The 25,191-nt window shown below is 67.9% G+C and carries 25 protein-coding genes; 4 read left to right on the top strand and 21 right to left on the bottom strand.

Annotation, left to right across the window (positions count from 1 at the left end; all coding sequences use genetic code 11):
* Window positions 1-10 precede the first annotated feature (10 nt).
* From rpoN to AC1PME_RS10680, 20 genes are all read right to left on the bottom strand, one after another.
* The gene (gene rpoN, locus AC1PME_RS10775; protein ID WP_481095878.1) at window positions 11-1,414 is read right to left on the bottom strand and encodes an RNA polymerase factor sigma-54; all 1,404 of its coding nucleotides are present in this window, start codon (window positions 1,412-1,414) and stop codon (window positions 11-13) included.
* A gap of 268 nt (window positions 1,415-1,682) precedes the next feature.
* The gene (locus AC1PME_RS10770) at window positions 1,683-2,315 is read right to left on the bottom strand and encodes a response regulator (RefSeq protein WP_017908534.1); all 633 of its coding nucleotides are present in this window, start codon (window positions 2,313-2,315) and stop codon (window positions 1,683-1,685) included.
* Between the two features lie 91 nt (window positions 2,316-2,406).
* Complete coding sequence (locus AC1PME_RS10765; protein WP_254458039.1) at window positions 2,407-2,985, bottom strand: PilZ domain-containing protein; 579 nt, start codon at window positions 2,983-2,985, stop codon at window positions 2,407-2,409.
* Window positions 2,982-3,281, bottom strand: a complete 300-nt coding sequence (locus tag AC1PME_RS10760; protein ID WP_307550563.1) for a hypothetical protein — start codon at window positions 3,279-3,281, stop codon at window positions 2,982-2,984. The genes AC1PME_RS10765 and AC1PME_RS10760 overlap by 4 nt, the downstream gene beginning before the upstream one ends.
* Entirely contained in the window at window positions 3,278-3,697 is a 420-nt protein-coding gene (gene fliS, locus AC1PME_RS10755; RefSeq protein ID WP_254458037.1) for a flagellar export chaperone FliS, read from the bottom strand. Before fliS ends, AC1PME_RS10760 begins: the two co-directional genes overlap by 4 nt.
* A 149-nt stretch (window positions 3,698-3,846) precedes the next feature.
* On the bottom strand, window positions 3,847-5,169 hold the full coding sequence (gene fliD, locus AC1PME_RS10750; protein WP_481095877.1) for a flagellar filament capping protein FliD: 1,323 nt from the start codon (window positions 5,167-5,169) through the stop codon (window positions 3,847-3,849).
* 197 nt (window positions 5,170-5,366) lie between these two features.
* Window positions 5,367-6,554, bottom strand: coding sequence for a flagellin (locus tag AC1PME_RS10745; protein WP_481095876.1), 1,188 nt, complete (start codon window positions 6,552-6,554; stop codon window positions 5,367-5,369).
* 661 nt (window positions 6,555-7,215) lie between these two features.
* On the bottom strand, window positions 7,216-8,403 hold the full coding sequence (locus AC1PME_RS10740) for a flagellin (RefSeq protein WP_307550558.1): 1,188 nt from the start codon (window positions 8,401-8,403) through the stop codon (window positions 7,216-7,218).
* A 331-nt stretch (window positions 8,404-8,734) separates the two neighbouring features.
* Window positions 8,735-9,940 carry a flagellar hook-associated protein FlgL gene (gene flgL / locus AC1PME_RS10735; protein ID WP_481095875.1) on the bottom strand — a complete coding sequence of 402 codons (1,206 nt, stop codon included), beginning with the start codon at window positions 9,938-9,940 and terminating at the stop codon, window positions 8,735-8,737.
* A complete protein-coding gene (gene flgK / locus AC1PME_RS10730; RefSeq protein WP_481095874.1) occupies window positions 9,937-11,811 on the bottom strand; it encodes a flagellar hook-associated protein FlgK in 1,875 nt (624 codons plus the stop codon). The genes flgL and flgK overlap by 4 nt, the downstream gene beginning before the upstream one ends.
* A gap of 11 nt (window positions 11,812-11,822) precedes the next feature.
* Window positions 11,823-13,037, bottom strand: coding sequence for a flagellar assembly peptidoglycan hydrolase FlgJ (gene flgJ, locus AC1PME_RS10725; protein WP_481095873.1), 1,215 nt, complete (start codon window positions 13,035-13,037; stop codon window positions 11,823-11,825).
* Window position 13,038: 1 nt separating this feature from the next.
* On the bottom strand, window positions 13,039-14,157 hold the full coding sequence (locus AC1PME_RS10720) for a flagellar basal body P-ring protein FlgI (protein WP_019796242.1): 1,119 nt from the start codon (window positions 14,155-14,157) through the stop codon (window positions 13,039-13,041).
* An 8-nt stretch (window positions 14,158-14,165) separates the two neighbouring features.
* Window positions 14,166-14,867 (bottom strand): flagellar basal body L-ring protein FlgH, encoded by a 702-nt coding sequence (gene flgH, locus AC1PME_RS10715; RefSeq protein ID WP_254458031.1) that lies wholly within the window; start codon window positions 14,865-14,867, stop codon window positions 14,166-14,168.
* 23 nt (window positions 14,868-14,890) lie between these two features.
* A complete protein-coding gene (gene flgG, locus AC1PME_RS10710; RefSeq protein WP_254458030.1) occupies window positions 14,891-15,676 on the bottom strand; it encodes a flagellar basal-body rod protein FlgG in 786 nt (261 codons plus the stop codon).
* Between the two features lie 103 nt (window positions 15,677-15,779).
* A complete protein-coding gene (locus tag AC1PME_RS10705; protein ID WP_254458029.1) occupies window positions 15,780-16,535 on the bottom strand; it encodes a flagellar basal body rod protein FlgF in 756 nt (251 codons plus the stop codon).
* A 106-nt stretch (window positions 16,536-16,641) separates the two neighbouring features.
* Entirely contained in the window at window positions 16,642-17,865 is a 1,224-nt protein-coding gene (gene flgE / locus AC1PME_RS10700) for a flagellar hook protein FlgE (RefSeq protein WP_254458028.1), read from the bottom strand.
* A 31-nt stretch (window positions 17,866-17,896) separates the two neighbouring features.
* Window positions 17,897-18,571 carry a flagellar hook capping FlgD N-terminal domain-containing protein gene (locus tag AC1PME_RS10695; protein ID WP_254458027.1) on the bottom strand — a complete coding sequence of 225 codons (675 nt, stop codon included), beginning with the start codon at window positions 18,569-18,571 and terminating at the stop codon, window positions 17,897-17,899.
* 41 nt (window positions 18,572-18,612) lie between these two features.
* Window positions 18,613-19,020: a flagellar basal body rod protein FlgC gene (gene flgC, locus AC1PME_RS10690; RefSeq protein WP_254458026.1), complete on the bottom strand. Its 408-nt coding sequence runs from the start codon at window positions 19,018-19,020 to the stop codon at window positions 18,613-18,615.
* Window positions 19,021-19,022: 2 nt separating this feature from the next.
* Window positions 19,023-19,421, bottom strand: coding sequence for a flagellar basal body rod protein FlgB (gene flgB, locus AC1PME_RS10685; protein WP_017908569.1), 399 nt, complete (start codon window positions 19,419-19,421; stop codon window positions 19,023-19,025).
* A 159-nt stretch (window positions 19,422-19,580) separates the two neighbouring features.
* Window positions 19,581-20,528 carry a chemotaxis protein gene (locus tag AC1PME_RS10680; protein WP_254458025.1) on the bottom strand — a complete coding sequence of 316 codons (948 nt, stop codon included), beginning with the start codon at window positions 20,526-20,528 and terminating at the stop codon, window positions 19,581-19,583.
* A gap of 113 nt (window positions 20,529-20,641) precedes the next feature.
* On the opposite strand from AC1PME_RS10680, the gene flgA reads away from it, so the two are divergent.
* The 4 genes from flgA (at window position 20,642) to AC1PME_RS10660 (ending at window position 23,304) form a co-directional block, all read left to right on the top strand.
* Window positions 20,642-21,286 (top strand): flagellar basal body P-ring formation chaperone FlgA, encoded by a 645-nt coding sequence (gene flgA, locus AC1PME_RS10675; protein ID WP_307552959.1) that lies wholly within the window; start codon window positions 20,642-20,644, stop codon window positions 21,284-21,286.
* A gap of 66 nt (window positions 21,287-21,352) precedes the next feature.
* Window positions 21,353-21,670: a flagellar biosynthesis anti-sigma factor FlgM gene (flgM, locus tag AC1PME_RS10670; RefSeq protein ID WP_048489805.1), complete on the top strand. Its 318-nt coding sequence runs from the start codon at window positions 21,353-21,355 to the stop codon at window positions 21,668-21,670.
* The gene (locus AC1PME_RS10665) at window positions 21,667-22,011 is read left to right on the top strand and encodes a flagellar protein FlgN (RefSeq protein WP_307550543.1); all 345 of its coding nucleotides are present in this window, start codon (window positions 21,667-21,669) and stop codon (window positions 22,009-22,011) included. The genes flgM and AC1PME_RS10665 overlap by 4 nt, the downstream gene beginning before the upstream one ends.
* 72 nt (window positions 22,012-22,083) lie before the next feature.
* Complete coding sequence (locus AC1PME_RS10660; protein ID WP_481095872.1) at window positions 22,084-23,304, top strand: ATP-binding protein; 1,221 nt, start codon at window positions 22,084-22,086, stop codon at window positions 23,302-23,304.
* Window positions 23,305-23,464: 160 nt separating this feature from the next.
* Here the strand turns inward: AC1PME_RS10660 and AC1PME_RS10655 are convergent, their stop codons facing one another.
* On the bottom strand, window positions 23,465-25,189 hold the full coding sequence (locus AC1PME_RS10655; RefSeq protein WP_254458022.1) for an EAL domain-containing protein: 1,725 nt from the start codon (window positions 25,187-25,189) through the stop codon (window positions 23,465-23,467).
* Between the last annotated feature and the right edge of the window lie 2 nt (window positions 25,190-25,191).

Here is a 25,191-nt window from a genome sequence, read left to right as displayed (position 1 = left end):
TCGTTTTTCCTTAGCCCGCACGGGCCAGCAGCGGTTTGCTGCCGCGGCGGCGTTCGCGTGCGGGAGCGATGTCCAATTGTTCACGATACTTGGCGACAGTGCGCCTTGCCACGTTCACGCCCTGTCGCGACAGCAGCCCGGCGATGGCCTCGTCGGCCAGCGGCCGCCCGGCCGGTTCGGATTCGATCAGGCGCCGGACCATGGCGCGCACCGCCTGCCCCGACACTGTGGCGCCTTCCAGGCGCACCGCGAAGAAGTGCTTGAGCTCGAAGGTACCGCGCGGGGTCTGCAGGTACTTGCCGGTGGTGATGCGCGAGACCGTGGACTCGTGCATGCCGATCGCGTCGGCCACTTCCTTCAGGGTCAGCGGCGCCATCGCTTCCTCGCCCCTGACCAGGAAGGCGGCCTGGCGCTCGACGATGGTGCGGGTGGTGCGCAGCAAGGTTTCGTAGCGCATCGACAGGCCGCGGGTCAGCCAGCGCGCTTCCTGCAACATTTCGCGCAGCGGCTGCGCGGCGTCGCCGGCCTCGGCCAGGGCGCGCTCGTGCATCGGGTTGACGGTGACGCGGTGGGTGGTGGCCGGGTTCAGCGCCACCCGCCAGGTGCCATCGGCGTGCCAGGCGACCACGTCCGGCAGCACATGGCCCAGGTCCTGCGGCTGCAGGCTGTCGCCGGGGCGCGGCTGCAGCGACAGGATCAGCCGCACCGCCTCGCGCACGTCGTCGGCCTCGGCATCGAGCTGGCGCCCGAGCAGGGCGTAGTCGTGGCTGGCGAGCAGGGTGAGGTCGCCGGCGAGGATGCGGGCGGCCAGGTGGCGGCCGGGCACGCGGCCGGGCAGGTCGCTCAGCTGTGCCTGCAGGCACTCGCGCAGGTCGCAGGCGCCGAGACCGCCCGGGTCGCCGTGCAGCAAGCGCTGGCGGACCGCTTCGGCCTGCGCCACGGACAGGCCCAGACGGGCGCTGGCCAGCTGTTGCAGGGTGTCCAGCGCGCCGTCCAGGTAACCGGCGTCGTCGCAGTGTTCCAGCCAGAACGCCGCCGCTTCCAGTTCGGAGGCCGGCAGTTCCAGGGCCAGCCGCTGCAGCACGCGCAGGTGCGGATCGGTGGACTCGCCCGCGGCGATGCGCTGCAGGCGGTCGTCTTCGCCGTCGTTCCAGCCGGCCGCCGGGATGTCCCACATCGAGGATTCGGGCAGTTCGTCGAATGCCGCCGTGTCCAGCGCCACGTCCTCGTGCTTCACCACCGGCTCGATCACGCCCTCGGGTTCTTCCAGCTCGAGCAGTGGATTGGTCTCCAGCGCGCGACGGATTTCCAGCTCCAGTTGCATGCCGTCGAGCTGCAGCAGCCGGATCGACTGCAGCAGTTGCGGGGTCAGATGCAGTTGCTGGCCCAGTTGGGCGGAAACGGTCGGCTTCATGCGGACTTCCTCGGTTCGGCGCCAACCCTCTGGCGCCCGTGGAACGCATAGTGCTTGTCGCCCGACGGTAACAGAATCGGGGGGTTCCTGAGGAGGGTAGTCAAATTCCCGACAGGGTGTCAGGAATTTCCCGACATGAAGCTCCTGGGCGACGGACAGTCGACGGCGCAACGCCTGATACGACGGGGGTTCGGCGGGGTCGACACGCCTGCTGACCGATTAAGGCAAGCGCTATGCCAATGCTAGGTGTCGGGATGCCGTCCCCAGTTCAGCTCAGCTCGCCCTGGTGGCGTGCGGCCAACAGGACCAGATCGTTGGCGCGGCGGCAGCCCAGCGATTCCATCATCCGCGCGCGGTGGGTCTCCACGGTCTTGACGCTGATGCCCAGGTCCGAGGCGATTTCCTTGTTGCTCTGGCCGCGGCCGATCTGGCGCAGGATCTCGCGCTGCCGCGGCGACAGGGCGGCGATGCCCACCGGGCGCTCGCGGCCGAGCATGGGCGCGATCATCTTGGAGGAGATCTGCGGGCTCAGGAACACCTGGTTGGCGCTGGCCGCGCGCAGCGCCAGTTCCAGCTCCAGCGGGGCGGCATCCTTGACCACGAAGCCGGTGGCGCCGCGGTCCAGCGCGTCGCGCACATGCACCGGGTCGTCGTGCATGGACATCATCACCACCCGGGTCTTGGGCGAGCTGTGCAGCACGTCGGTGAGCGCGTCCAGGCCGCTGCGCCCGGGCAGGGACAGGTCCATCAGCACCAGATCGGGGCGGTGCAGGGTGGCCAGGTCCACCGCCTGCTGCGCATTGCTGGCCTCGGCGACCACGTCGACGTCGGCAAACGTCTGCAGCAGCCGGCTCAGGCCGGCGCGTACCAGGGTGTGATCGTCGACGATGATGACTCGCACAGTGCAGGTCCTTCTATTCAGATCCGCACATTAGCCGAGCCGCCCGCCGCCGCCAACACCTTGACGCGGCGGCCGCCGCTGCCGGGCCGGTTCAGCGCGCCCGCCGGCTGTCGGCGATCTGCCGGCGGTGCAGCCGGAACAGGTGACGTTCCAGGGCCTCTTCCAGGCCCGGCGGCTGTGTCTCGAACCGTAGCCAAAGTTGCACCACGCCGGCGGTGGTGGCCTCGGCCAGCACCCGGACCGGCAGTTCCAGGTGGTCCGGCAGCCAGTCCGAGGGCTGCAGGCGCAGCAGGCCGGCCGCGCCGGGCGTGGCGCCCGAGCGGGCGCCCAGCTCCAGCCGCACGCCCCGGCGCGACCAGCGCAGCGGTCGCAACGGCAGGGCATCCTCGTGCTGGCGGGCCAGCCGGCCCAGCAGCACCAGCATCAGGTCGAGCTTGGCCTCCATCCGCTGCGTCTGCGCGGTCGCCTCGCTGCGGTCGTCGCCGCCGTCCTCGCCGCGCAGATCCTCGATCTGCGCCAGGCTGCGCAGCAGCGCCTCGCCGGCGGCGAGCCGGCCGGCGCCGTTGCCCAGGCGGAAGTCCGCCGGCAGCGCCAGCTCGCAACTGAGCGTGTCGTGGAACAGTTCGGCGTCTGCGGGATGCTGCGCGGCGCCGTCGGAGCCGGCGTTCATCCCAGCAGTCCGGCCTGCGAATAGATCCGCGCGGCGTGGCTGGACTGGCGGCTGGCGCGCAGCCAGGCCGCGGCATGATCGCGCTCCATGCGCATCTGCGCGGTCACCGCCTGCTGCAGGGCGAGCAGCGGCTTCAGCGCCTCGCGCGAACGGTCGGCGCCGTCTTGTTGCAGATACGCCTGCAGGCGCCGCGCATGGTCGGCGACCATCGCCTGGGCCAGGGCATAATCGTCGCCACGCAGAATCTCGCGCAGCTCGTGCAGGTCGTTGTGCAGGTCGGCGAGCTGGATGCTCACGATGCGCTCGCCGTGGCCAGTTCACGCTGCTGCGCGGGAATGGCGGCCCAGGCCGCGTCGATCTCGCTGAGCAGTTCCAGCGCTTCGGTCAGCGCGGCGTCGTCGTTGTGCAGGTTGGCTTCGGTCAGCCGGTGCATCACGTAGTCATAGAGCGCCGACAGGTTGCCGGCGATCTCGCCGCCGGCCTCGTGGTCGAGCGAGCCGTTGAGATGGCCGACGATGGCGCAGGCCTCGCCGATCGCCTTGCCCTTGCGCGCCTGGTCGCCCTGCGCGAGGCAGGCCTGGGCCTGGCGGATGCGCTGGCAGGCACCGGCGAACAGCATGGCGACCAGCTTGTGCGGATCGGCATCGGTAACGCTGGTGGAAATGCCCATCTTGCGATATTGCTCAGCGTACTGGCGGCTGGAACCGTACATGGAAAACTCCCTCGGGTGGACTGGCGGGGCCTGGTGCCGTGCCGGTTGGCGGCGACGCCGGGCGGTGGTTGCCGCAGATCCACAATGACTGTCGATACTCTTCATATCGGCCGCGACGCGCTTCGACTTGAGCCGCGACCAGACGCGCGTCAGCTGAATTGCTTGGTCAAGTTGTCGCTCGTGGTCTGCATCTGCGTCACCAGCGTCTCCATCGCGGTGAAGCGCGCGGTGTACTGGTCGGTCAGTGTCTGCATGCGCGCGTCCAGATCGCTGAGCTGGTCGGTCAGGTCGGAGATGTGCTTGTTGAGCGCGTCGGTCCGTTGGGTCAGCGTGCCGCTGGTGCTGTCCAGGTTGCTCTTCAGCAGCGTGCTCATCCCGGCACCGAAGCTGCCGGCGCTGCCGAGCATGGTCTTGGCCGCCGACGGATCGGTGGCCACGGCGGTGTCGAACTTGCTGCTGTCCAGGCTCATCACCCCGTCCTTGTCGATGGTCACGCCGAGCGCCATCAGGCCGCTCACGTTGTCGCTGACCAGCCGGCGCAGCGACTGCTGCAGACCGCGCACCATCGCATCACCGGTCATCGGCGAGGCCTTCTTGTTGGTGGCGTCGTAGGCACTGGACGACTTGAGCACGCTGTTGGCGGAGTTGTAGGCGCTGACCAGGGCGGTCAGATTGGCCTTCAGCGGGCTGTTGTCGGGGGTGATGTTGAGATTGAAGGTGGTACCGGAAATGGCCTTGGTGAGATTGAGCGCCACGCCGGGCACCAGGTCGGCGATGGTGTTGCTGCTGGAGGTGCGCTGGAAGCCGTCCACCTTCACCACCGCGTCGGCGGCGGCGACGGTCTGGGTCAGGCCGCCGTTGTTGCCGGGCGGGTAGGTGAGATTGGCCAGGCCGCCGTCGCCACCGGAGGTGGTGATGGTCAGGGCGCCCTTGCTGCCGGTGTCGACCGCGTTGAGCACCAGATGGTCGCCATCGTCGGCGGTGACCACGCTCGCGGTCACGCCGGCGCCGTTGGCGGCCTTGTTGATGAAGGCGGCGACGTCGCTGAGCTTGCTGCCGGCATCGACGTTGATGTTGAGCGTGGTGCTGCCGTAGGCGATGGTCAGGGTGCCGCCACCGACGACCGCGCCACTGGCATAGGCCGACGAGGTCAGCTTCTGCGCCTGCGCCAGCTTCACCACCTCGATGCCGTACTTGCCGGCATTGGCGCTGGAGGTGACCGTGGCGGTATAGCCTGCGCCGTCGTCGATGCTCGCCTTGTAGGCGCCCTTGTCGGCGCTGTCGGAGACGGTACTCATCGCCGTCTGCAGGTTGGACAGCGCGCTCTTGATCGTGCTCAAGGACGATAGCTGCGCACTGGAGGCGGTGCCATCGCGGTTGATACGGTCTTCCTGCGGCTGACGTTCCTTCGACACCAGTTTGGCGACGAAGGAGGGGATGTCCAGGCCTGAGCCGATCGACGTGGTGGACATGATCGCGTTCCTTGAAGGGGCGGGCGCGCGACGCGCCAGCGGCTGAGGGGAGTATCGGCGCGCGGGGTCGCTTCTTGAGCGCCGCCCGCGCATTGTTGCGGCCCCAAGTGCGATGCAAATCCTGTGCCGCTTCCGCGTGCGTCAAAAAAAGCCCCTCCTTGCGGAGGGGCCCGGTGGTGCGGTGCGGCGTGTCGCGCTTAGCCCTGGAGCAGGCTCAGCACGCTCTGCGGCGCCTGCTTGGCCTGGGCCAGCATCGCGGTACCGGCCTGCTGCAGGATCTGCGTGCGGGTCAGCTCAGCGGTTTCCTTGGCGTAGTCGGTGTCGCGGATGCGGCTGCGCGAGGCCGACAGGTTCTCCGAGGTGGAGCTCAGGTTGGCGATGGTGGAGGTGAAGCGGTTCTGGATCGCACCCATGTCGGCACGCGAGGAGTTCACCGCCGTCAGGGCGTTGTCGATGATGCTCAACGCCTTCTGCGCACCCTGGAAGGTGGAGATGTCCACGTCCGCCAGGTAATTGGTGGTGCCGGCGGTAGCGGCGGCGCTGCTGGCGATGCCGCTTTCGTCGACGGTGAGGCCGGTGCCGGAAGAGATGGTGGACGCAGTGAACGAGAAGTCCTGGCCGCCCTTGACCGATTCCAGCTTCAGCTTGTTGTTGCTGTCCAAGGAGGCGTACACACCGGTCTGGGCCAGCTTGTCGTTGATGGCCGAGGCGATCTTCTTGGCCACGTCGCCACCGGCGTCGCCGGCAGCGACCGAGACTGCGGCGATGGCGACGCCGTTGACGACCATGCCGGAGATGCTGCCGCTGGCGGTGGCACTGCCCGAGGAGACCACCGCGTTGGTGGTGGTCTGGGTGGCGGCGAAGCCAGCCTTGCCCAGCGAGGCCGCGCTGGCGTTGACGATGGTGTTGATGCCGATGGTCTGGCCGGCGTCGGCGCCGACCTGGAACAGCGCGCCGGAGAACGAACCGTCCAGCAGCTTGGTGCCGTTGAAGTTGGTCTGGCTGGAGACGCGGTCGATTTCCGAGGCCAGCTGCTTGACTTCCGAGTTCAGCGCGCCGCGGTCGGTGGTGGAGTTGGTGGCATTGGCCGACTGCACCGCCAGTTCGCGGATACGCTGCAGGTTGTTGCCGATTTCGACCATCGCGCCTTCGGCGGTTTGCGCCAGCGAGATGCCGTCGTTGGCGTTGCGCGAGGCCACGTCCAGACCACGGATCTGGGTGGTGAAGCGCTCGGAGATCGCCAGACCGGCGGCGTCGTCCTTGGCGCTGTTGATGCGCAGGCCCGAGGACAGACGCTGGATCGTCGTCGCCAGGCTGGCGCTGGTGGTGTTGAGGTTCCGCTGAGCGTTCAGCGACATTACGTTGGTATTGATGACCTGTGCCATTTTGATATCTCCTCTAAGCGATTTGTCCGGCAACCTGTTGCTGCCTGGAGCCTCCGCAGGGGGCCATCAATTGGCCAGTGCCGCTGCTGATACAAGTAACGGCACTCGGTGCGCAACCTTTAGCGATTCGCTGCGAAAAAAAACAGCAATTCGCTGATTTGCAACGAGTCCGGAGTGCAGCGAAAAGCTTGTTTCGGCCGAGCTTCGAGAAACTTTAGGTTGCATTGCGCATGTCCGGTACACCGGTGGCAAGACGCTGGGGATGACGTCGGTGTCACCGAGGTGGCCGCCGGCGATGTACTTGAGGAGTTGGTCGTAGCGTTGTCGCAGTCGCTGTACGAACGACTGACGTACTGGGGGGAGGTAGGCAGCGGCGCAGTCGCTTGGCCATCTGGTCGATCGTCTCCCAGTCGTCCTGGGCCACGACTGGAACAGGTCGCAGCGCATGCGTGCTTTGGCCGATCACCAAGCGACCAGAGCGGCCAGGCCGAGCCAGTCCATGCGCTGCGGCCAAGGCCGCGCGGTACGCCGGCACGTCGAACACCTGCATCTGGCGCAAACGCGGTTGCGTTCGGGAGAGGCCTGCCACGCGCTTGGATCAAGGCATAAAAAAGGCCCCTCCTTGCGGAGGGGCCCGGTGGTGCGGTGTGGCTGGCGGCGCTTAGCCCTGGAGCAGGCTCAGCACGCTCTGCGGTGCCTGCTTGGCCTGGGCCAGCATCGCGGTACCGGCCTGCTGCAGGATCTGCGTGCGGGTCAGCTCGGCGGTTTCCTTGGCGTAGTCGGTGTCGCGGATGCGGCTGCGCGAGGCCGACAGGTTCTCCGAGGTGGAGCTCAGGTTGGCGATGGTGGAAGTGAAGCGGTTCTGGATCGCACCCATGTCGGCACGCGAGGAGTTCACCGAGGTCAGCGCGTTGTCGATGATGCTCAATGCCTTCTGCGCACCCTGGAAGGTGGAGATGTCCACGTCCGCCAGGTAATTGGTGGTGCCGGCGGTAGCGGCGGCGCTGCTGGCGATGCCGCTTTCGTCGACGGTGAGGCCGGTGCCGGAAGAGATGGTAGACGCAGTGAACGAGAAGTCCTGGCCGCCCTTGACCGATTCCAGCTTCAGCTTGTTGTTGCTGTCCAAGGAGGCGTACACACCGGTCTGGGCCAGCTTGTCGTTGATGGCCGAGGCGATCTTCTTGGCCACGTCGCCACCGGCGTCGCCGGCAGCGACCGAGACTGCGGCGATGGCGACGCCGTTGACGACCATGCCGGAGATGCTGCCGCTGGCGGTGGCACTGCCCGAGGAGACCACCGCGTTGGTGGTGGTCTGGGTGGCGGCGAAGCCGGCCTTGCCCAGCGAGGCCGCGCTGGCATTGACGATGCTGTTGATGCCGATGGTCTGGCCGGCGTCGGCGCCGACCTGGAACAGCGCGCCGGAGAACGAACCGTCCAGCAGCTTGGTGCCGTTGAAGTTGGTCTGGCTGGAGACGCGGTCGATTTCCGAGGCCAACTGCTTGACTTCCGAGTTCAGCGCACCACGGTCGGTGGTGGAGTTGGTGGCGTTGGCCGACTGCACCGCCAGTTCGCGGATACGCTGCAGGTTGTTGCCGATTTCGACCATCGCGCCTTCGGCGGTCTGCGCCAGCGAGATGCCGTCGTTGGCGTTGCGCGAGGCCACGTCCAGACCACGGATCTGGGTGGTGAAGCGCTCGGAGATCGCCAGACCGGCGGCGTCGTCCTTGGCGCTGTTGATGCGCAGGCCCGAAGACAGACGCTGGATCGTCGTCGCCAGGCTGGCGCTGGTGGTGTTGAGGTTCCGCTGAGCGTTCAGCGACATTACGTTGGTATTGATGACCTGTGCCATTTTGATATCTCCTCTAAGCGATTTATCCGGCAACCCATTGGTGCCTGGAGCCTCCGCAGGGGGCCATCAATTGGCCAGTGCCGCTGCTGGTATAAGTAACGGCGGTCGGTCCGCAACCTTTAGCGATTTGCTGCGGAAAATAGGCCGATCCGGCGATTTGCAACGCGTCCGGAACACGGCGAAGAGACTGTTTCGGCCTGGCGTTGGCAAACTTTAGCGATCCGTGCGATTTGTTTACGGCGGCTTTGGCAATGACGATCTTTGTATAACGCGAAAGGCCCGGAGGCGTCGCCGCGCTCCGGGCCTTTCGGTATATCCGGGGAATCGCCGATCAGCCGAGGCGATCGAACAGGGACATCTTCTGCATCTGGGTAAAGATGGTCTGTGCCGCCTTCAACGCCGACTGTTCCAACTGGTACTGGGAAATGGCCTGGGCGTAGTCGAGGTCGCGCAGCGAGGACAGCGTGGTCTTCAGGGTCACGTCGTTGGCGGAACGCAGGTCGGTGGCACTGTCGATCGCCGCCAGCTGGGCGCCGCCGGCGGCACGCGCGTCGATCAGCTTCGACGAGGCCTGGGTGATGTCGCGCATCGACGACTGCAGGCCGTTCTGCAGGGCGGCCTTGGCCGCGGGGGTGATGGGGTCGGTATTGAGCAGGTCGACCAGGTCGCTGATGCTGGAGAACACGTCCTTGGTGGTCGACGGGCCGATCTGGAAGCTGTCGCCGGCCGCGGGCGCGCCGTCCACGCGCATCTTCAGCCCGGGCAGGCCGATGCTCTCGCCGGCGGCATAGGTGCCGGTGTTGACCACGGTGCCGCTGCTGTCGCGCACCTCGTAGGTGGTGGCGGCGGTGAACACGACGTTGTAGCTGCCGCCGTTCCAGGCGCTGCCGGAACTGTCGCGGCTGAAGTCCAGCAGCAGGCCGGTGCCGGTGTTGCCGGCGGCCGCATGCGCGTCCACGGTGCCGTCGCCGGTGGGCACGCGCATGAAGATTTCGCTGCCGGGCAGGGTGTCGGAGACCTTGGTGTCCGGCGCCACTTCCACGCTGCGCTGGGTCTGGTTGCCGCTGTAGACCACGTTGCCTGAGACCACGGCGAAGGGCGCCGCGTCGTCGGCGGTGCCGCCGAACAGGTAGCGGCCGGAGCCATCGGTGCTGTTGGACAGGCTCAGCAGGCTGTCGTGCAGGGTCTTCAGCTCGGCGGCGATGGCCTTGCGGTCGGGGGTGGTGAGCGCCGAACTATTGGCTTCCACCGCCAGATCCTTGACCCGCGCCATCAGGTCGCCGGCCTGCGACAGCGAGTTCTCCTGCAGGTTGAGCCGGTTCTGCACGTTGGTGGCGTTGTCGCCGAAGCGGGCCAGCGCGGCCACGGTGCGATCCAGGCTGACCGCGGTGCCGGCGGCGACCGGGTCGTCGGCCGCACTGACCAGGCGCTGGCCGGTGGAGAGTTGCTGCTGCAGGTGCGAGATCGTCGCCTGCTTGCCGAGCATGGTGTTGAGCGACTGATTGAAGATCATGCCGCTGGAGATGCGATTGCTCATCGGACCGCGCTCAGGATGGACTGGAACAGGGTGTCGGCGGTGGAGATCAGGCGCGAGGCCGCCTGGTAGGCCTGCTGCAGCCGCAGCATGTCCGCCGCTTCCTCGTCGAGATTGACGCCGGACAGCGAGTCGCGCGCATCCTGGGCGCTGCTCTGGATCACGTCCTGCGCGTCGGCCGCGTACTTGGCCTGGCGTGCCGACGAGCCGATCGTGGTGGTCAGGCCGGCCACCGCGCCGTTGAGGGTGATGGTGCCGCCGTTGAAGGCCTTGGCATCGTCCAGGTTGGACAGCAGCAGGGCATTGCCGTTGTTGCTCGAGCCGACCCCGGTGGGACCCACCGCGAAGCTGTCGCCGGCGGACGGCACGCCGTCCATGGTCAGGCTCCAGCCGTTGGCGCTGATGGTCTGCCCGGCGGTGTAGGTCTGCGGCGCGCCGCCGTTGATCGAGTAATGCGTGGAATCGATGAAGGCGATGTTCGCCGGCGTCAGCAGGTTGGCGTTGCTGGCGTCGGTCGCGGTGACGTTGCTGACCTTGCCGGTGCCCAGGTTGTTCAGCGTGGCGCTGGCCTGGATCGGCGTGGCCGCGGCGATGCGCGAGGGGTCGCTGATGGCGACCGACAGCTTGTTGATGGTGTTGGCGGTGGGCTGCAGCAGGAACTTGTCGCCGCTGGCGGCGGTGCCGGACACCTGCAGGGTCACGCCGTTGACCACGAACGGGTCGGTACTGGTGCCGGACCCGCTCATCGGGACGCTGGCGCCGGTGTCGGCGCGGCTGGCGTTCCAGCTCGTGCCGTTGTAGGTCAGCAGCAGGTTCTGCCCGTCGAGCTTGCTCAGGTCGCTGACGCTGGCGGTGAACGCCGCCGTGCCGGTGTTGGCGCTGTTGCCGTCCACGGTCGGCGGCGGCAGATTGAAGAAATCCCCGCCCATCTGCCCATACAGGTCCATGCCGGCGTGGTGCTGCTGGTTGTAGGTGCTCGCCAGGCCGGTGGCGATGCGACCGAGTTCGGCCTTGGTCGGATCCAGGACGGTGCTGCGGAACTCCAGGAAGCCGCCGATCTGCCCGCCCAGCGCCTTTTCGCTCAGCGGGGTCGAGCCGCCCTGGGTCTTCACCGCGATCTGCAGCCGCTCCGGCTGGTAGGGGTCGGGACTGGCGACCAGCGTCGAGGCGTTGGTGCCCACCACCATCGCCTGGCCGCCGGAGGTATAGACGTTCATCATCCCGCCGTCTTGCTGGATGACGCTGCCGCCGGTGTAGCCGATGAGCTGGCTGATCATCTGGTCGCGGCGATCGAGCAGGTCCGGCGCGGCGGCGTTGGCGTTGGAGCCGATCTGGCCATTGAGCTTGGCGATCTCGGTAGCCAGGCGGTTGGCTTCGGCGGTGCCGGCCAGCAGGCCGTTGTTGACCTCGCTGCTCAGCGAATCGAGCTGGCCGTTGAGCTGCTTGAAGCGGGTGACCAGCGAATTGCCGGCGTCCAGCAGGTTCTGCCGGTTGGCGCTGGCCGAGGCGTTGGAGGACAGGCCGGTGGTGGCGTCGAAGAAGTTCGACCACTGCCCGGCGAGGCTGGTGGCCTTGTCCGAGAACAGCCCGTCCACGCGGCTGGACAGGCTGGACAACTGCTTCAGCCGCGCGACTTCGCCGGTGCTGTCGAACAGGCGCGAGATCGCCAGTTGGTCGGCGACGCGGGAGATGTCGTTGATCTGGGTGCCGTTGCCGATGAACTGGCTGCCGTACTGGCTGGGGACCGTCGTCGCGAACGTCGTCCGCTGCCGGCTGTAGCCGTCGGTGTTGATGTTGGCGACGTTGTGGCTGACCGTGGACAGGGCCCGCTGGAAGGCGAGCAGGGCGCCGGTACCGGTGGAGAGGATGGACATGGGCGGCTACCTCAGCGGCGCACGAGGCCGGACGAATCGACGGTGCTGGCCAGCACGCGTTCGATGCCGCCGGCGGCGGCGCTGCCGATCGCGGCGACCGCGCGGCCGATGGTCGGGCCGCCGGCGATGGCGGCGATCTTGGCCGCGTAGGCCGGGTCGGTGGCGTAGCCGGCGCGCTGCAGGCCCTGGGCGAAGCCGCGGATGTCGGTGCCGGCCTTCAGCGCCTGCTGGTAGCGCGGATTGGTCTTCAGCAGGCGCACGTAGTCGGCGAAGCTCTCCGCCGGCGAGGAATAGGCGCGGAAATCGGCGGTCTGCGACTGCTTGACCCCGTCCACGTACTCGTGGGTGCCGGTGGTCACGCGCTCGCCGCTCCAGCCGGTGGCCTTGATCCCGAACAGGTTGTTGGAACTGGCACCGTCGCCGCGGGAGATGCCGCGGCGGCCCCAGCCGGTTTCCAGCGCGGCCTGCGCAACCAGGGCGCGCGCGTCCACGCCCAGTTCCTGCGCGGCCTTCTGCGCATGGTTCCAGATCTTGGCGACGAAGCCTTCCGGGGTGCGCTCGCCGAGGCTGGCCGCGGCGGCATTGGCGGCCGCCGCGGCGCTGGGATCGATGGCGCTGCCGCTGTCGGCGGCCGCCTGCAGGTTCGACCAGCGGTCGTCGGCGCCGGCCCAGGACAGGCCGGCGCTGCCGTCGGCCGGGCTGCTGCCGATGGCCTGGTGCATGGCGCTGCTCTCGCGGCCGGCGATCATGTCCAGCACCTGGTCGACCTGGTGCTGCGGGGCCGCGCCATCGGCGCTGCTCCACGGGCCGACGCCGGCGCCGGCCGCGGCACCGGCGCCGAGTGCGGCCTCGCCCTGCAGCGGCATCGGGCCGTTGCCGGACTGGCCGGACACCAGCGAGTAGGCCTTGGCCGCCTTGGCTGCGCCCAGCGCCGTGTTGGGCGTCTCGCTCGCCGCCGGCTGCCCGCCGCCGAGCTGCTTGGCGATCATTGCCGCCAGGCCCAGCCCCTTGCCGTCGGTCAGGCCCTTGGCCAGCTGCTGGTCGTACATGTCGCGGAAGGTCTGGTTCTCGCCCGGGAACAGCGAGTTGCCGAAGCTGGCCTCGCGCATGCTCTTGACCAGCATGTTGGCGAACTGCCCTTCGAGCTGGCGCGAGACCTTGTCGATCTTGGCCGGATCGTTCTGGGTAGAGGCGTGCAGGTCGAAGGGAGCGGCCGAGATACGCATGTCAGATCACCTCCAGCTCCGCGCTCAGGGCACCGGCCTGCTTGAGCGCTTCCAGAATCGCGATCAGGTCGCCAGGCGCGGCGCCGACCTCGTTGACCGCCCGCACGATCTGATCCAGCGAGGTGCCGCCCTCGAACTTGAACATGCGGCTGCCTTCGTTGGTGGCGGTGATGGTGGACTTGGGCGTAGCCACGGTCTGGCCGCCGCTCAGCGCATTGGGCTGGCTGACCTGGGTGCCTTCGCTGATGGTCACCGTCAGCGAGCCGTGCGAGATCGCCGCCGGGCTGACCCGCACCTGCGAGCCGATCACCACCGTGCCGGTGCGGGCGTTGACCACCACCTTGGCCGGCGCCGCGCCCGGCGACAGCTCGACGTTCTCGATGCGCGCCAGCAGGCCGATCCGCGCGCTCTGGTCGGTGGGCGAACGCACCGCCACGGTGGAGCCGTCCACCGCGTGCGCGCTGCCCGGGCCGAAGGTGCTTTCCAGCGCCGAGACCATGCGCGAGACGGTGGTGAAATCGGGCTGGTGCAGGTTCAGGGTGATCTCGCCGGTGTTGCCGAACACGTCCGGCAGCGCACGTTCCACCGTCGCGCCATTGGGGATCAGGCCGACGCTGGGCACGTTCACCGAGATCCGCGAACCGTCCTTGCCCTGCGCGCCGAAGCCGCCGACCACCAGGTTGCCCTGCGCGACTGCATAGACCTGACCATCGGCACCTTTCAGCGGCGCCATCAGCAGCGTGCCGCCACGCAGCGAGATCGCGTTGCCGATCGAGGAGACGGTGATGTCGATGGTCTGGCCCGGCTTGGCGAACGCCGGCAACTGCGCACTGATCGCCACCGCGGCCACGTTCTTCAGCTGCGGATTGACGTTGGCCGGCACGTTGACGCCCAGCTCGCCGAGCATGTTCTTCAGGCTCTGCACGGTGAAGGGCGCCTGGCTGGTGCGATCGCCGCTGCCGTCCAGGCCGACCACCAGGCCGTAGCCGACCAGCGCGTTGTTGCGCACGCCGCCGACCTGGGCCAGGTCCTTGATGCGTTCGGCCGCGGCCGGCGCGGCCAGGCCGGCGCACAGGGCGACGGCGGCAAGCAGGCGGCAGGGCAGGGACAGGAGATTCATGGCGGGCCTCAGTACGGCGAGATGCGCGAGTTGAAGAAGCGGCTCAGCCAGCCCATCGCGTTGGACTGCGCGACCGCGCCGCGGCCGCCGTAGGCGATCCGCGCTTCGGCCACCTTGCTGGAGGGAATGGTGTTGTCCGGGGCGATGTCGGCGGCGCGGACCACGCCCTGCACCTGCACCAGCTCGTCGCCCTGGTTCAGGCGCAGGTTCTTCTGGCCCTGGATCACCAGGTTGCCATTGGGCAGGCGCTGCATCACGGTCACGGTGATGCTGCCCTGCATGGTGTTGCTCTGCGCGGTGTTGCCCTTGCCGGCGAAGCTGCGGTCGCCGCTGGTGGCGTTGTTGAGGATGTTGGTGCCGTTGACGGTCAGCGGCGCGCCGAGCAGGGTCGGCGTGGCCATGGTCACCGCGTCCTTCTTGCTGATGCTGGTGTTGGCGGTGCTGCTGGCGGCGGTGCTTTCGACCAGGGTGATGGTCAGCAGGTCGCCGACGTCGCGGGCGCGGCGGTCCGAATACAGCTGCAGGCCGGGACCGGCGGCGTAGATCGCACCGGCGGTGGGCTGCGCCTGCGGCGCCATCACCGGCACGATCGGCGCCATCGGCGCGTACGGACGCACGTCGCCAGCGGCCACGCCCAGGCCGGCGCAACCGCCGAGCAGGACCGGCAGCAACAGCGCGGCGGAGAAGGAGAGGGAGGACAGGCGCGACATGGCGGATTCCGGAGGCGAAGGGATCAGACGTTGTTGTTCAGATAGCCGAGCATGGAGTCGGTGGTGGAGATGGCCTTGGCGTTCATCTCGTAGGCGCGCTGGGTCTCGATCATGCTCACCAGCTCTTCCACCACATTGACGTTGCTGCCTTCCAGCGCGCCCTGCGCGATCTTGCCGAGGCCGTTGAGGCCGGGCGTGCCGTTCGTCGCCGGGCCGGAGGCGGCGGTTTCCACGTACAGGTTCTGGCCCTGGGCCTGCAGGCCCGAGGGATTGATGAAGTCGGTCAGGGTCAGCGCGCCGACCTGCAGCGCCGCGGCGGTCCCGGCGATCTGCACGCTCACCGTGCCGTCGGCGCCGATGGTCACCGACTGCGCGCCTTCCGGAATCTGGATGCCCGGCTGGATCGGGTAGCCGCTGTTGGTGACCAGCTCGCCCTGCGCGTTGATCTGGAAGCTGCCGTCGCGGGTGTAGGCCGAGGTGCCGTCCGGCATCTGCACTTCGAAGAAGCCGCGGCCGTTGACCATCACGTCCAGGGCGCGGTCGGTCTGCTGCTGGCTGCCCTGCTCGAAATCCTTGGCGGTGGCGACCACGCGCACGCCGGTACCCACCTGCAAGCCGGAGGGCAACTGCGTCTGCGAGGAACTGGCACCACCGGGCTGCCGCAGCTGTTGGTACAGCAGGTCCTCGAAGTTGGCGCGGTCGCGCTTGAAGCCGGTGGTGTTGGTGTTGGCCAGGTTGTTGGAGACGACCGACATGCGCGTCTGTTGCGCATCCAGTCCGGTCTTGGCGACCCACAAAGCCTGATTCATGACCCGAATTCCTCTGATGGTGGCCCCGGCACGACGCGCCGGGGGCGCAGGGACTGATGCATGTGCCGTGCCAAACCGGCGCCTGCGGGCGCCGCGGCGCGTCTTAGCCGTTCAGGCGCAACAGCGTGTTGGCCGACTGCGCGTTCTCGTCGCCGTTCTTGATGACCTTCACCTGCATTTCGAACTGGCGCTGCAACTGGATCATCTGCACCAGCGCGCCGGCGGCATCGACATTGCTGCTCTCGAGCACGCCGGTCCGCAGCGAATTGCCGGTGGCGAGCGCGAAGGCCTTGGCCGGATCGTCGCTGACGTTGCGCATCAGGCCGTCGGGGCGGCGGGTGAGCTGGTCCGCCGGCGCCTGCACCACCTTGAGGGTGGCGATGGTGTTCATCGCGGTGGGGGCTTCGCCCAGCGGCACGATCGACACCGTGCCGTCATTGCCGATTTCCAGCGACTGGTGCGGCGGAATCGCCACCGGATTGCCCTGGTCGTCGAGCACCGCATGGCCGCTGGCGGTGACCAACTGGCCGTTCGGGGTCAGCGCCAATTCACCGCCGCGCGTGTAGGCCTCCTTGCCGTCGGCGGACTGCACCGCCAGCCAGCGATCGGCATCCAGCGACACATCCAGCGGATTGCCGGTCAGGTGCTGCGCGCCGACGTCGCGGTTGAAGCCCTGGTCGATATGCACCGCATCGATCCGCGACGGATAACCGGCGCCGGGAATCCGATAGGCCTCGGTATTGGCCAGCGCCGCCTTGAACCCGGAGGTCTCGACGTTGGCCAGGTTGTGCGACACGGTGGCCTGCGCCTGCAGCGACGCGCGGGCGCCGGTCATGGCGACGTAGAGGGCTTTGTCCATTGGAGGGAACCGGGAATGGGGAATCGGGAATGGCGGAAAGCGGGAGGTCGGTGGCGGGAACCGCGTTCACGATTCCCGTTTCCCCATTCCCGATTCCCGTGGGTCATCAACGCATGTTGATGATCGTCTGCGTGACCTGATCCTGGGTCGAGATCACCTGCGAGTTGGCCTGGAAGTTGCGCTGCGCCACGATCATGTTGACCAGTTGCTCGGTCAGGTCGACGGTGGAGGATTCCAGCGAGCCGGACTGCACGCTGCCGAAATCCGAGGTCGCCGGCGAGCCGGTGCGGGCGATGCCGGACGCCGAGCTTTCCGCCCAGGCGTTGTCGCCGAGCGAACTCAGGCCCTGCGGATTGACGAAGTTGGTCACCGCGATCTGGCCCAGCGCCTTGTCCGCGTTGTTGGAGTAGCGCGCGTAGACGATGCCTTTCTCGTCGATGCTGATCGAGTTGAGCTTGCCGCTGGCGTAGCCGTCCTGGGTCGCGCCGCGCAGCGCGAAGGCTTCGCCGTACTGGGTCGAACCGAACACGTTCAAGGTTAGCGACAGGGTGCCGGCGCCCGTGGCGGGGGTGAAGGAGCCCAGCGGGATATTGCCGTCGGCCGGGCTGACCAGCGCGCCGCTGTTGGAGAACTGCAGCGTGCTGGCGCCGCCGGCGGCCACGCCGTCCACGTAGTTGTAGACGGTCCACTGGTTGGGCGTGGAGGTCTTGACGAAGTACGAGGTCTGCACGTGCGCCACGCCCAGCGAGTCGTACACCGTGGTGCCGCCGCTGGAGTTGTTGTAGCTGTTGGCATCGTTCGGATTGAACGTGGTCACCGTCGGCGGCTGGGTGTTGCCGGGCAGGGTAAAGGTCAGGTTGACCGTGCCGGTCTGCTTGGGCGGGCTGTCGGTGGTCAGCAGCTGCAGGTCGCTCAGGGTGCCGACCGCGAAGCCGTTGCCGTTGCTCGCCGGCGGGAACACCTGCAGGCGCGCGCCCTGCGGATTGACCACATAGCCGTTGGCGTCGGTCTGGAAGTTGCCGGCGCGCGAGTACACGCGGGCGCCGTTGTTGGACAGGGTGAAGAAGCCGGAGCCGGAGATGGCCAGGTCCAGGCTGCGCCCGGTCGGATCGATGGTGCCCTGCGAGAACTGCTGGGCGACGTTGCTGACGCGTACGCCCGACCCCACCGCGTTGCGCGCCAGGCCGTAGCCGTTGAGCGTGAACTGGTCGGCGAACTCGGCGCGCGAGCCCTTGAAGCCGGTGGTGTTGGCGTTGGCGATATTGTTGGCGGTGACGTTGAGGTCGGTATTGGCCGCCCTGAGGCCGGACAGCGATGTATTGAAACCCATGGTGGACTCCTGAGGATTGTCGGGCGTGGCGTTAGCTGACGCGGAGGACGTTGGTCAGCGGCGTGGTGCCGAGCCCGGTCAGATCGAGATAGATGCCGTCCGACCCGATGATGGCGCTCTCGACCGGCGCCTGGACGTACGTGGACAGGGACAGTTGGTTGCCCTGGGCATCGGTCTGCCCAGCGGTGATGCTGTAGCTGCCGGCGGGCATGCGCTTGCCGCTGGCGTCGGTGCCATCCCAGGCGAAATCGAGCTGGCCGGCCTTGTCGGTGGTCAGGCTGATCTTCTTGATCGGTTGCCCGTTGGCATCGCTGACGGTGACGTCGACCACGCCCGCGGCCTTGGCCGCGACCAGGCCGCCGGTGCTGCCTTCGGCGGCCAGCGGCAGCGTCGCCGACGGCACCAGCACCTTGTGCCCGATCAGGTTGGCGCCGCGCAGCACCTGGTCGGTGCTCATCGACGCCGACAGCGCGGTGACGGTCTTGTTGAGGTCGCCGATGCCCTGCACGGTGGACAGCTGCGCCATCTGCGCGACCATCTGGCTGTTGTCCATCGGCTTGAGCGGGTCCTGGTGCTGCAATTGCTCGGTCATCAGCTTCAGGAAGTCGGCCTGCTGCAGCGCCTTGTTCTTGGTCGTGTTGGTGTTGCCCGAGGCGGTCAGGCCCAGGCTGGAATAGGCATCGGTGGAGGTGGTGACGCTGGTCATGGAAGCGATCCTGGGACGTGACGCGGCGGAAGGAGGGCGGCTCAGCGGCCCATGGTCAAGGTGGCCAGCGCCAGTTCCTTGGCGGTATTGAGGACCTCCACGCCGGCCTGGTAATTGCGCGAGGCGGAGATCAGGTTGACCATCTGCGAGACCGGGTCCACATCGGGCGAATAGATGTAGCCGTCGGCGTCGGCGAGCGGATGGCCGGGTTCGTAGCGCTTGATCGGCGGCGCGTTGGTCTGGGCGATTTCCTTGACGTTGACCGAGGTCAGGCTGCTGTCGTGCGGGTTGCGCACCGCCTGGAAGATCGGCTCGATCGGCTTGTAGGCCGCCTCCGCCGAACCGGCCACCGAATCGGCGTTGGACAGGTTGCTGGCGATGGTGCTCATGCGCACCGACTGCGCCTGCAGCGCGGAGCCGGCGACGTCGAAGATCGGCAGGTTGCTCATGCTTATTGGCCCGTGATCGCGGTGAGCATGCTGCGCACCTTGGATTCGAGGAAGCTCAGCGAGGCGCGGTACTCCAGCGCGGCGCGGCCGTAGGCGGCGCGTTCGGCGTCCGGATCGACGGTGTTGCCGTCCATGCTGGGCTGGCTGGCGGCACGGGTGATCTGGAACGGGTTCAGGCCATCGCCGCCGACCGCGATGTGGCGGCTGTCGTCGACCGCCAGCTGGGTGCCTTCGCGCTGTCCCTGCGCGGCACGCATGGCCGCGTCGAAATCCAGGTCCTGGGCCTTGTACCCGGGCGTGTCGACGTTGCTGAGGTTGCTGGCGATCAGTTTCATGCGCTGCTCGCGCAGCGGCAGGGCGTCGCCGTGGACGCCGAAGTAGGCTGTGATCGGATTGGACATGGCACGATCCCGCGGTTCGTTGCCGAAACCACAGGCAAGGCGCGTGCCAAAGCCCGGCGCGGGGCCCGGGAAATCAGCTGATCGGCCACCGGACGCCGGCAGCGTCCGCGGTATCCATTAGGCGCCAGGCCGACCGTGCGGCGGGCCGCGGCGCCTTGGTCAGGCCGCCTGCGCGGCCGCGGCCACGACCCGCAGCCGGGTCAGCACGTACTCGGCCAGCTCGGTGGGGCTGTACTTGGCGACGAAGGCATTGGCGCCCACGCGCTCGACCATCGCATTGTTGAACACGCCCGACAGCGAGGTATGCAACAGCACGTACAGGCCCGACAGGCCGGGGTGGCGGCGGATTTCCGTCGTCAGCGTATAGCCGTCCATCGCCGGCATCTCGATGTCCGAGATGACCATGGCGTAGCGTTCGGCCGGGTTCTCGCCGGCGGCGTGGATCTGCAAGAGATGGTCCAGGGCTTGGCGGCCGTCCGAGAGCAGGGTCGCGGCGACCCCGAGCTGGTCCAGCACGCTGCGGATCTGCTGCCGCGCCACGCGCGAGTCGTCGACCACCAGCACCTGCAACTGCGGGCCGGTGAGCGCCAGCGATGGATCCAGGTTGGCCTCGACCCGGGTCTGGGCGATGTCGGCCAGCACGCTTTCCACGTCGATCACCTGGATCAGCTCGCCCTGGAAACGGGTCACCGCGGTCAGGTAGCTGGACTCGGCGCCCAGTTCCGGCGGCGGGTGGATGTCCTCCACCGCGATATTGACGATGCGTTCCACGCCGCTGACCAGGAAGCCCTGCACCGAACGGTTGAACTCGGTCACCACCAGATAGCCTGGCGCCGTGTCGGCGTTGGGCTCGCGCTCCGGGTGGCCGATGGCCAGGCCCAGGTCGAGCACCGGCACCGAGCGCCCGCGCACGTCGGCGACGCCGGAGAATTGCAGCGGCAGCCCCGGCACCTGGAACAGCTCCGGCCGGCGCAGCACTTCCTGCACCTTGAAGACGTTCACGCCAAAAAGCTGACGACCGCCCAGCCGGAACAGCAGCAGGGCGAGCCGGTTGTGGCCCGCCAAGCGGGTGCGCTGGTCGATTCGGTTGAGAAGGTCATGACTCATGGCGTTCATATCGGCGCCGTCGCGGTGGAACTTGAGGGCGCGGTCCGGATCGGGTGTGCGGTTTGCGGCACGGCCTTTGCATGGTGCCGGCGACCTTTCCCAGAGAGACGGCGATGCGCCCGATCCTATTGCTGGTCCTGCTGGCGGCGACGCCGGCCTGGGCCGCGGACTTCCAGCCGGTGGACTCGATCCGGGCCGCGGCGCTGTCGCTGGCCGGGGCCGACGCCGATGCCGAGGCGACCCTGGACCCCTCGGTGCGGGTGCCGCTGTGCCCGGTGCCGTTGCAGGCCCAGCCGACCGGCACCACGACCGTGGAAGTGAGCTGCCCGCGCGAGACCGGCTGGCGGCTGTTCGTGCCGGTCAAGGTGCGGCGCATGCAGCACGTCCTGGTGCTGGCGCGCGGCCTGTCCGCTGGAGAAACCATCGGCGCGGCCGATATCGTTCCCGAGAAGCGCGACGCGGCGCGCATCGTCGGCGCCGCGATGACCGAACCGGAGGCGGCGATCGGCAAGGTGGTGCGGCGGACCCTGCCGGCCGGCACCTTGTTGTCGGCCACCGATCTGGTCGCGCCGCGGCTGGTCCGGCGTGGCGACAATGTGGCGCTGGTGGCGCGCAGCGGCGGTCTGGAAGTGCGCATGTCCGGGCGCGCACTGGGCGATGCGGGCGAAAACGAGCGGGTGACCGTCGAAAACCTGTCGTCCAAGCGCATCGTTCAGGGAACTGTGTCACAAAATGGCGACGTTTTAGTGACGCGATGAGATCCCGGCTAAAGTTCTCCGACGCTGTGCCGTTACTTACCCCGAACCCGTAACAGGATGTCCGTCATGACCCAGAAAATTGAAGGGAGTTTGCCGAGCCCGGCCACCCTTCGCACGTCGTCCGTCTCGACCAAGGCCGCCTCCGGCGCGTCCGAGGAAGGCAAGGATCGTGCGGTCGGTGCGGCGGCTGCTACCGACAGCCTGCGCCTGACCGGCGAGGCGTCCGGCCTGCAGACCCTGCAACGCCAGCTCTCGGCCGCTCCGGCGGTGGACAGCAGCCGCGTCGATGCGGTGCGCTCGGCACTGCAGAACGGCAGCTACAAGATCAACCCCGACGCGATCGCCAGCCGCATGATCGACATGGATCGGCAACTCGGCGCATGAACACGCCCGTGACCAACCCCCTGCAGCAGCTCAGCGACGCGCTCGCCGGCGAGCGCCAGGCGTTGTTGGATCACAACGTGGAAGGCCTCATGCAGGCGACCAGCGCCAAGCTGGCGGCATTGCGCGCACTGGAGGCCGACGTGCCCGCCGGCGCCGAAGCCGAACTGCGCCTGCGCGAGCTGGCCGACGCCAACCGCGCCAACGGCGCGCTGCTGTCGCGGCGCCGGCGCGAGGTCAATTGGGCGCTGCGCCACCTCGGCCGCAGCGAGAGCGCGTCGTCCTACGACGCCAACGGCGAATCCAGCACGCCGCTCGCTCAGCGTCCCCTGGCGATCGCGTAAGCCGCAGCACGGCGCGCATCCGCCGGCGGCAACGGCGTATATTGGGCGTCCATCGATCGCCCGTCGCCTGTCGTGAATTTCGCCGAAATCAATCCCAACGCACCGCTTGCCCTGCCTCCACGCGAGAGCCTGCTCGCCCTGAGCGAACTGTTGTACGAAGGCGTGGTGCTGTTCCGCGCCGATGGCCAGTTGCTGTTGGCCAACCGCGCCGCGCGCCGCCATCTCTCCAGTGCCGATGCCGGCGCGTTGGGTTCGCATCTGGCGCAGTGGCTGCCGGGCGATGCGCTGTCGCAGGCGCGCGGCAGCGGCCGCTGGAGCGGCAGCCTGCCGACCGAGCAGCACGTGGTGCTGGCCCATCTGTACTTCCATGCCGACGCGGCCGGCGGCCATTACCTGATGCTGATCCAGGGCATCGAAGGCCAGCAGGACTACGAACAGGAGCTGCAGCAGCGCCACGCCGAACTGCGCCAGGCCTACCTGCGCCTCAACGGCGCCCAGGAAAAACTGCTGCAGTCGGAGAAGATGGCCTCCATCGGCCAACTCGCCGCCGGCGTCGCCCACGAGATCAACAACCCCATCGGCTACGTCCATTCCAACCTGGGCAGCCTGCAGGAATACCTGCGCAGCCTGTTCACCCTGATCGAGGCCTATGAGCGCGCCCTGCGCGCGCCGGATCCGAAGGCGCTGATCCCGGAGATCGACGACATCCGCAACCGCTTCGACATCGACTTCATCAGCCGCGACCTGCCGCAGTTGATGGCCGAGTCGCGCGAAGGCATCGAACGGGTCACCCGCATCGTCCGCGACCTCAAGGATTTCTCCTATTCCGGCCGCGAGGAGTCGTGGAAGCTGGTGGACCTGCACTCGGGCCTGGAATCCACGATCAACATCATCTGGAACGAGCTCAAGTACAAGGTCACCCTGGAGCGCCACTACGGCAACCTGCCGCTGGTGGAGTGCCTGCCGTCCGAGCTCAACCAGGTGTACATGAACCTGCTGCTCAACGCCGGCCAGGCGATCGGCGAGCGCGGCACCATCGTGGTCAGCACCGGCCAGGACGGCGAAGAGGTGTGGATCGAGTTCAAGGACTCCGGCGCCGGCATTCCGGCGGACCTGCTGCAGCGCATCTTCGACCCGTTCTTCACCACCAAGCCGGTCGGCAGCGGCACCGGCCTGGGCCTGTCGATCTCCTACGGCATCATCAACAAGCACCACGGCCGCATCGACGTGAGCAGCGCCGTCGGCGACGGCTCCACGTTCCGGATCGTGATTCCGGTGAGGCAGCCGAAGTAGCTGGGAATGGGGAATCGGGAATGGGGAATCGGAAAAGCGGGAGCGCTGCCGCTATTGGCTTCGGTGCCGCCGATGTCGCCACATTGACCTGACCTGAAAAAAGAAGAGCCGCGATGCGGCTTCTCCCATTCCCGATTCCCCATTCCCCAATCCCGGCTTTTCAGGGCCCCGCATCCCGCCGCTGTTCGTCGTGGGTGCGGAAGGCCTGGCGGATGTGTTCGCGGAGTTCGTCGTCGTTCCAGGGCTTGGTCAGGAAGCGGTAGATCGCGCCGCGGTTGATCGCGTCGGTGACGGTGGCCAGGTCGGTGTAGCCGGACAGGACCAGGCGGATGGTGTCGGGGTAGAGCATCTTCACCCGGCCCAGGAACTCGGTGCCGCTCATGTCGGACATGCGCTGGTCGGACAGGATCACCTGCACGTCGTTGGTGGCGAGCAGGTCGAAGGCGTCGCGGACGTTGCCGGCGGCGAGGATGCGGTAGCCGTCGCGGCGGAACAGGCGCACCAGCGAGCGCAGCACGTTCTCTTCGTCGTCGAGCAGCAGCAGGGTGCGGTCCGGGCGGGTCTCGGTGAACGATTCCGGGCGCAGGTAGCGCCGCCGCAGGGCCATGCCCGCCGCTTCGGCGGACATCGGTTCGCCGAACAGGTAGCCCTGGAAGATGTCGCAGTCGTTGCGGCGCAGGAAGCCCAGCTGCGCCTGCGATTCGACGCCGTTGGCGATGACCACCATGCCCAGTTGGTGACCCATGGCGATGATCGCGCGGGCGATTGCCGCCTCGCGGTTGCCGGCCGGCGCGCTCTTGATGAAGCTGCGGTCGATCTTCAGCTTGTCCACCGGGTAGCGCACCAGCGCGCTGAGGCTGGAATCGCCGGTGCCGAAATTGTCCAGGCTCAGGCTGATGCCTTCGCGGCACAGGTTGGCCAGGGTTTCGTGGACGAAGTTGACGTTGTTGGTCAGCGCGCTCTCGTTGATCTCCAGCACCATCATCTGCGGCGGCACCCCGGCCGCCTGCAGCGCCGACATCACCTCGTTGAAGAAGGTCGGGCGCAGCAGTTGCAGGGTGGACACGTTGACCGCGATGGTGAAGTCGTCGAAGCCCTGGTCGCGCCACAGCCGCGCCTGGCGCAGCGCGCCTTCCATCACCCAGGTGCCGATCTGCACGATCACGCCCAGGCGCTCGGCGGTGCGCATGAAGCGCTCCGGCACCAGGATGCCCAGGGTCGGCGACTGCCAGCGCAGCAGCGATTCCATGCCGACCACGCGGCCATCGCGGGCGCTGACCATCGGCTGGTAGCGCAGGCGCAGTTCGCCGTTGGGAATGGCGTCGACGATCTGCCGCGAGATGATGCTTTCGCTGTGCGCGCTGGGCGGACCGTCGGCGGCGTACAGGCGCACCAGGTTGCCGCCTTCGCGCGCGGCCTGGTAGACCGCGTCCTCGGCGAAGTCGAGCAGGGTCGACAGGCGCGTGGAATGCTCGGGGCACAGACTCACGCCGATCTTGCCGGTCATGAACAGCGTGTACGGCAGCACCGACAGCGGCAGCTCGATCTGCTGCCGGATCTCCTCGGCGAAGGCCTCCGGCGGCGGCACGTCGGCGGTGCGCGGCACCGCCATCACCAGTTCGTCGCTGCCATGGCGCCACAGCAGGCCGCGGCCGCGCAGGTGCGCCTGCAGCCGGTGCGCGAGCAGCGCCAGCGCCTGGTCGCCGACCTCCGGGCTCATGTTCTCGTTGATCGAGGCGAAGTGGTCGATGTCGATGTGCAGCAACATCACGCCCGGCCCGCCGGCCAGCGCCTCGGCGACCATGCCGGACAGGGCGGGGTGGCCCGCACCCAGGCGCGACGGCAGTTCGTCGTCCATGGGCAAGGCGCTGGCGGGATTCCACATCG

Source organism: Xanthomonas sp. NCPPB 901 (assembly GCF_056725085.1).
This window is presented reverse-complemented; position numbering and strand designations above follow the sequence as displayed.

Excerpts from the sequence above, each read along its gene's own strand:
- rpoN (WP_481095878.1), bottom strand. The coding sequence starts at position 1,414 with ATGAAGCCGACCGTTTCCGCCCAACTGGGCCAGCAACTGCATCTGACC.
- AC1PME_RS10765 (WP_254458039.1), bottom strand. The coding sequence starts at position 2,985 with ATGAACGCCGGCTCCGACGGCGCCGCGCAGCATCCCGCAGACGCCGAA.
- fliS (WP_254458037.1), bottom strand. The coding sequence starts at position 3,697 with ATGTACGGTTCCAGCCGCCAGTACGCTGAGCAATATCGCAAGATGGGC.
- fliD (WP_481095877.1), bottom strand. The coding sequence starts at position 5,169 with ATGTCCACCACGTCGATCGGCTCAGGCCTGGACATCCCCTCCTTCGTC.
- AC1PME_RS10745 (WP_481095876.1), bottom strand. The coding sequence starts at position 6,554 with ATGGCACAGGTCATCAATACCAACGTAATGTCGCTGAACGCTCAGCGG.
- AC1PME_RS10740 (WP_307550558.1), bottom strand. The coding sequence starts at position 8,403 with ATGGCACAGGTCATCAATACCAACGTAATGTCGCTGAACGCTCAGCGG.
- flgL (WP_481095875.1), bottom strand. The coding sequence starts at position 9,940 with ATGAGCAATCGCATCTCCAGCGGCATGATCTTCAATCAGTCGCTCAAC.
- flgK (WP_481095874.1), bottom strand. The coding sequence starts at position 11,811 with ATGTCCATCCTCTCCACCGGTACCGGCGCCCTGCTCGCCTTCCAGCGG.
- flgJ (WP_481095873.1), bottom strand. The coding sequence starts at position 13,037 with ATGCGTATCTCGGCCGCTCCCTTCGACCTGCACGCCTCTACCCAGAAC.
- AC1PME_RS10720 (WP_019796242.1), bottom strand. The coding sequence starts at position 14,157 with ATGAATCTCCTGTCCCTGCCCTGCCGCCTGCTTGCCGCCGTCGCCCTG.
- flgH (WP_254458031.1), bottom strand. The coding sequence starts at position 14,867 with ATGTCGCGCCTGTCCTCCCTCTCCTTCTCCGCCGCGCTGTTGCTGCCG.
- flgG (WP_254458030.1), bottom strand. The coding sequence starts at position 15,676 with ATGAATCAGGCTTTGTGGGTCGCCAAGACCGGACTGGATGCGCAACAG.
- AC1PME_RS10705 (WP_254458029.1), bottom strand. The coding sequence starts at position 16,535 with ATGGACAAAGCCCTCTACGTCGCCATGACCGGCGCCCGCGCGTCGCTG.
- flgE (WP_254458028.1), bottom strand. The coding sequence starts at position 17,865 with ATGGGTTTCAATACATCGCTGTCCGGCCTCAGGGCGGCCAATACCGAC.
- AC1PME_RS10695 (WP_254458027.1), bottom strand. The coding sequence starts at position 18,571 with ATGACCAGCGTCACCACCTCCACCGATGCCTATTCCAGCCTGGGCCTG.
- flgC (WP_254458026.1), bottom strand. The coding sequence starts at position 19,020 with ATGAGCAACCTGCCGATCTTCGACGTCGCCGGCTCCGCGCTGCAGGCG.
- flgB (WP_017908569.1), bottom strand. The coding sequence starts at position 19,421 with ATGTCCAATCCGATCACAGCCTACTTCGGCGTCCACGGCGACGCCCTG.
- AC1PME_RS10680 (WP_254458025.1), bottom strand. The coding sequence starts at position 20,528 with ATGAGTCATGACCTTCTCAACCGAATCGACCAGCGCACCCGCTTGGCG.
- flgA (WP_307552959.1), top strand. The coding sequence starts at position 20,642 with ATGCGCCCGATCCTATTGCTGGTCCTGCTGGCGGCGACGCCGGCCTGG.
- flgM (WP_048489805.1), top strand. The coding sequence starts at position 21,353 with ATGACCCAGAAAATTGAAGGGAGTTTGCCGAGCCCGGCCACCCTTCGC.
- AC1PME_RS10665 (WP_307550543.1), top strand. The coding sequence starts at position 21,667 with ATGAACACGCCCGTGACCAACCCCCTGCAGCAGCTCAGCGACGCGCTC.
- AC1PME_RS10655 (WP_254458022.1), bottom strand. The coding sequence starts at position 25,189 with ATGTGGAATCCCGCCAGCGCCTTGCCCATGGACGACGAACTGCCGTCG.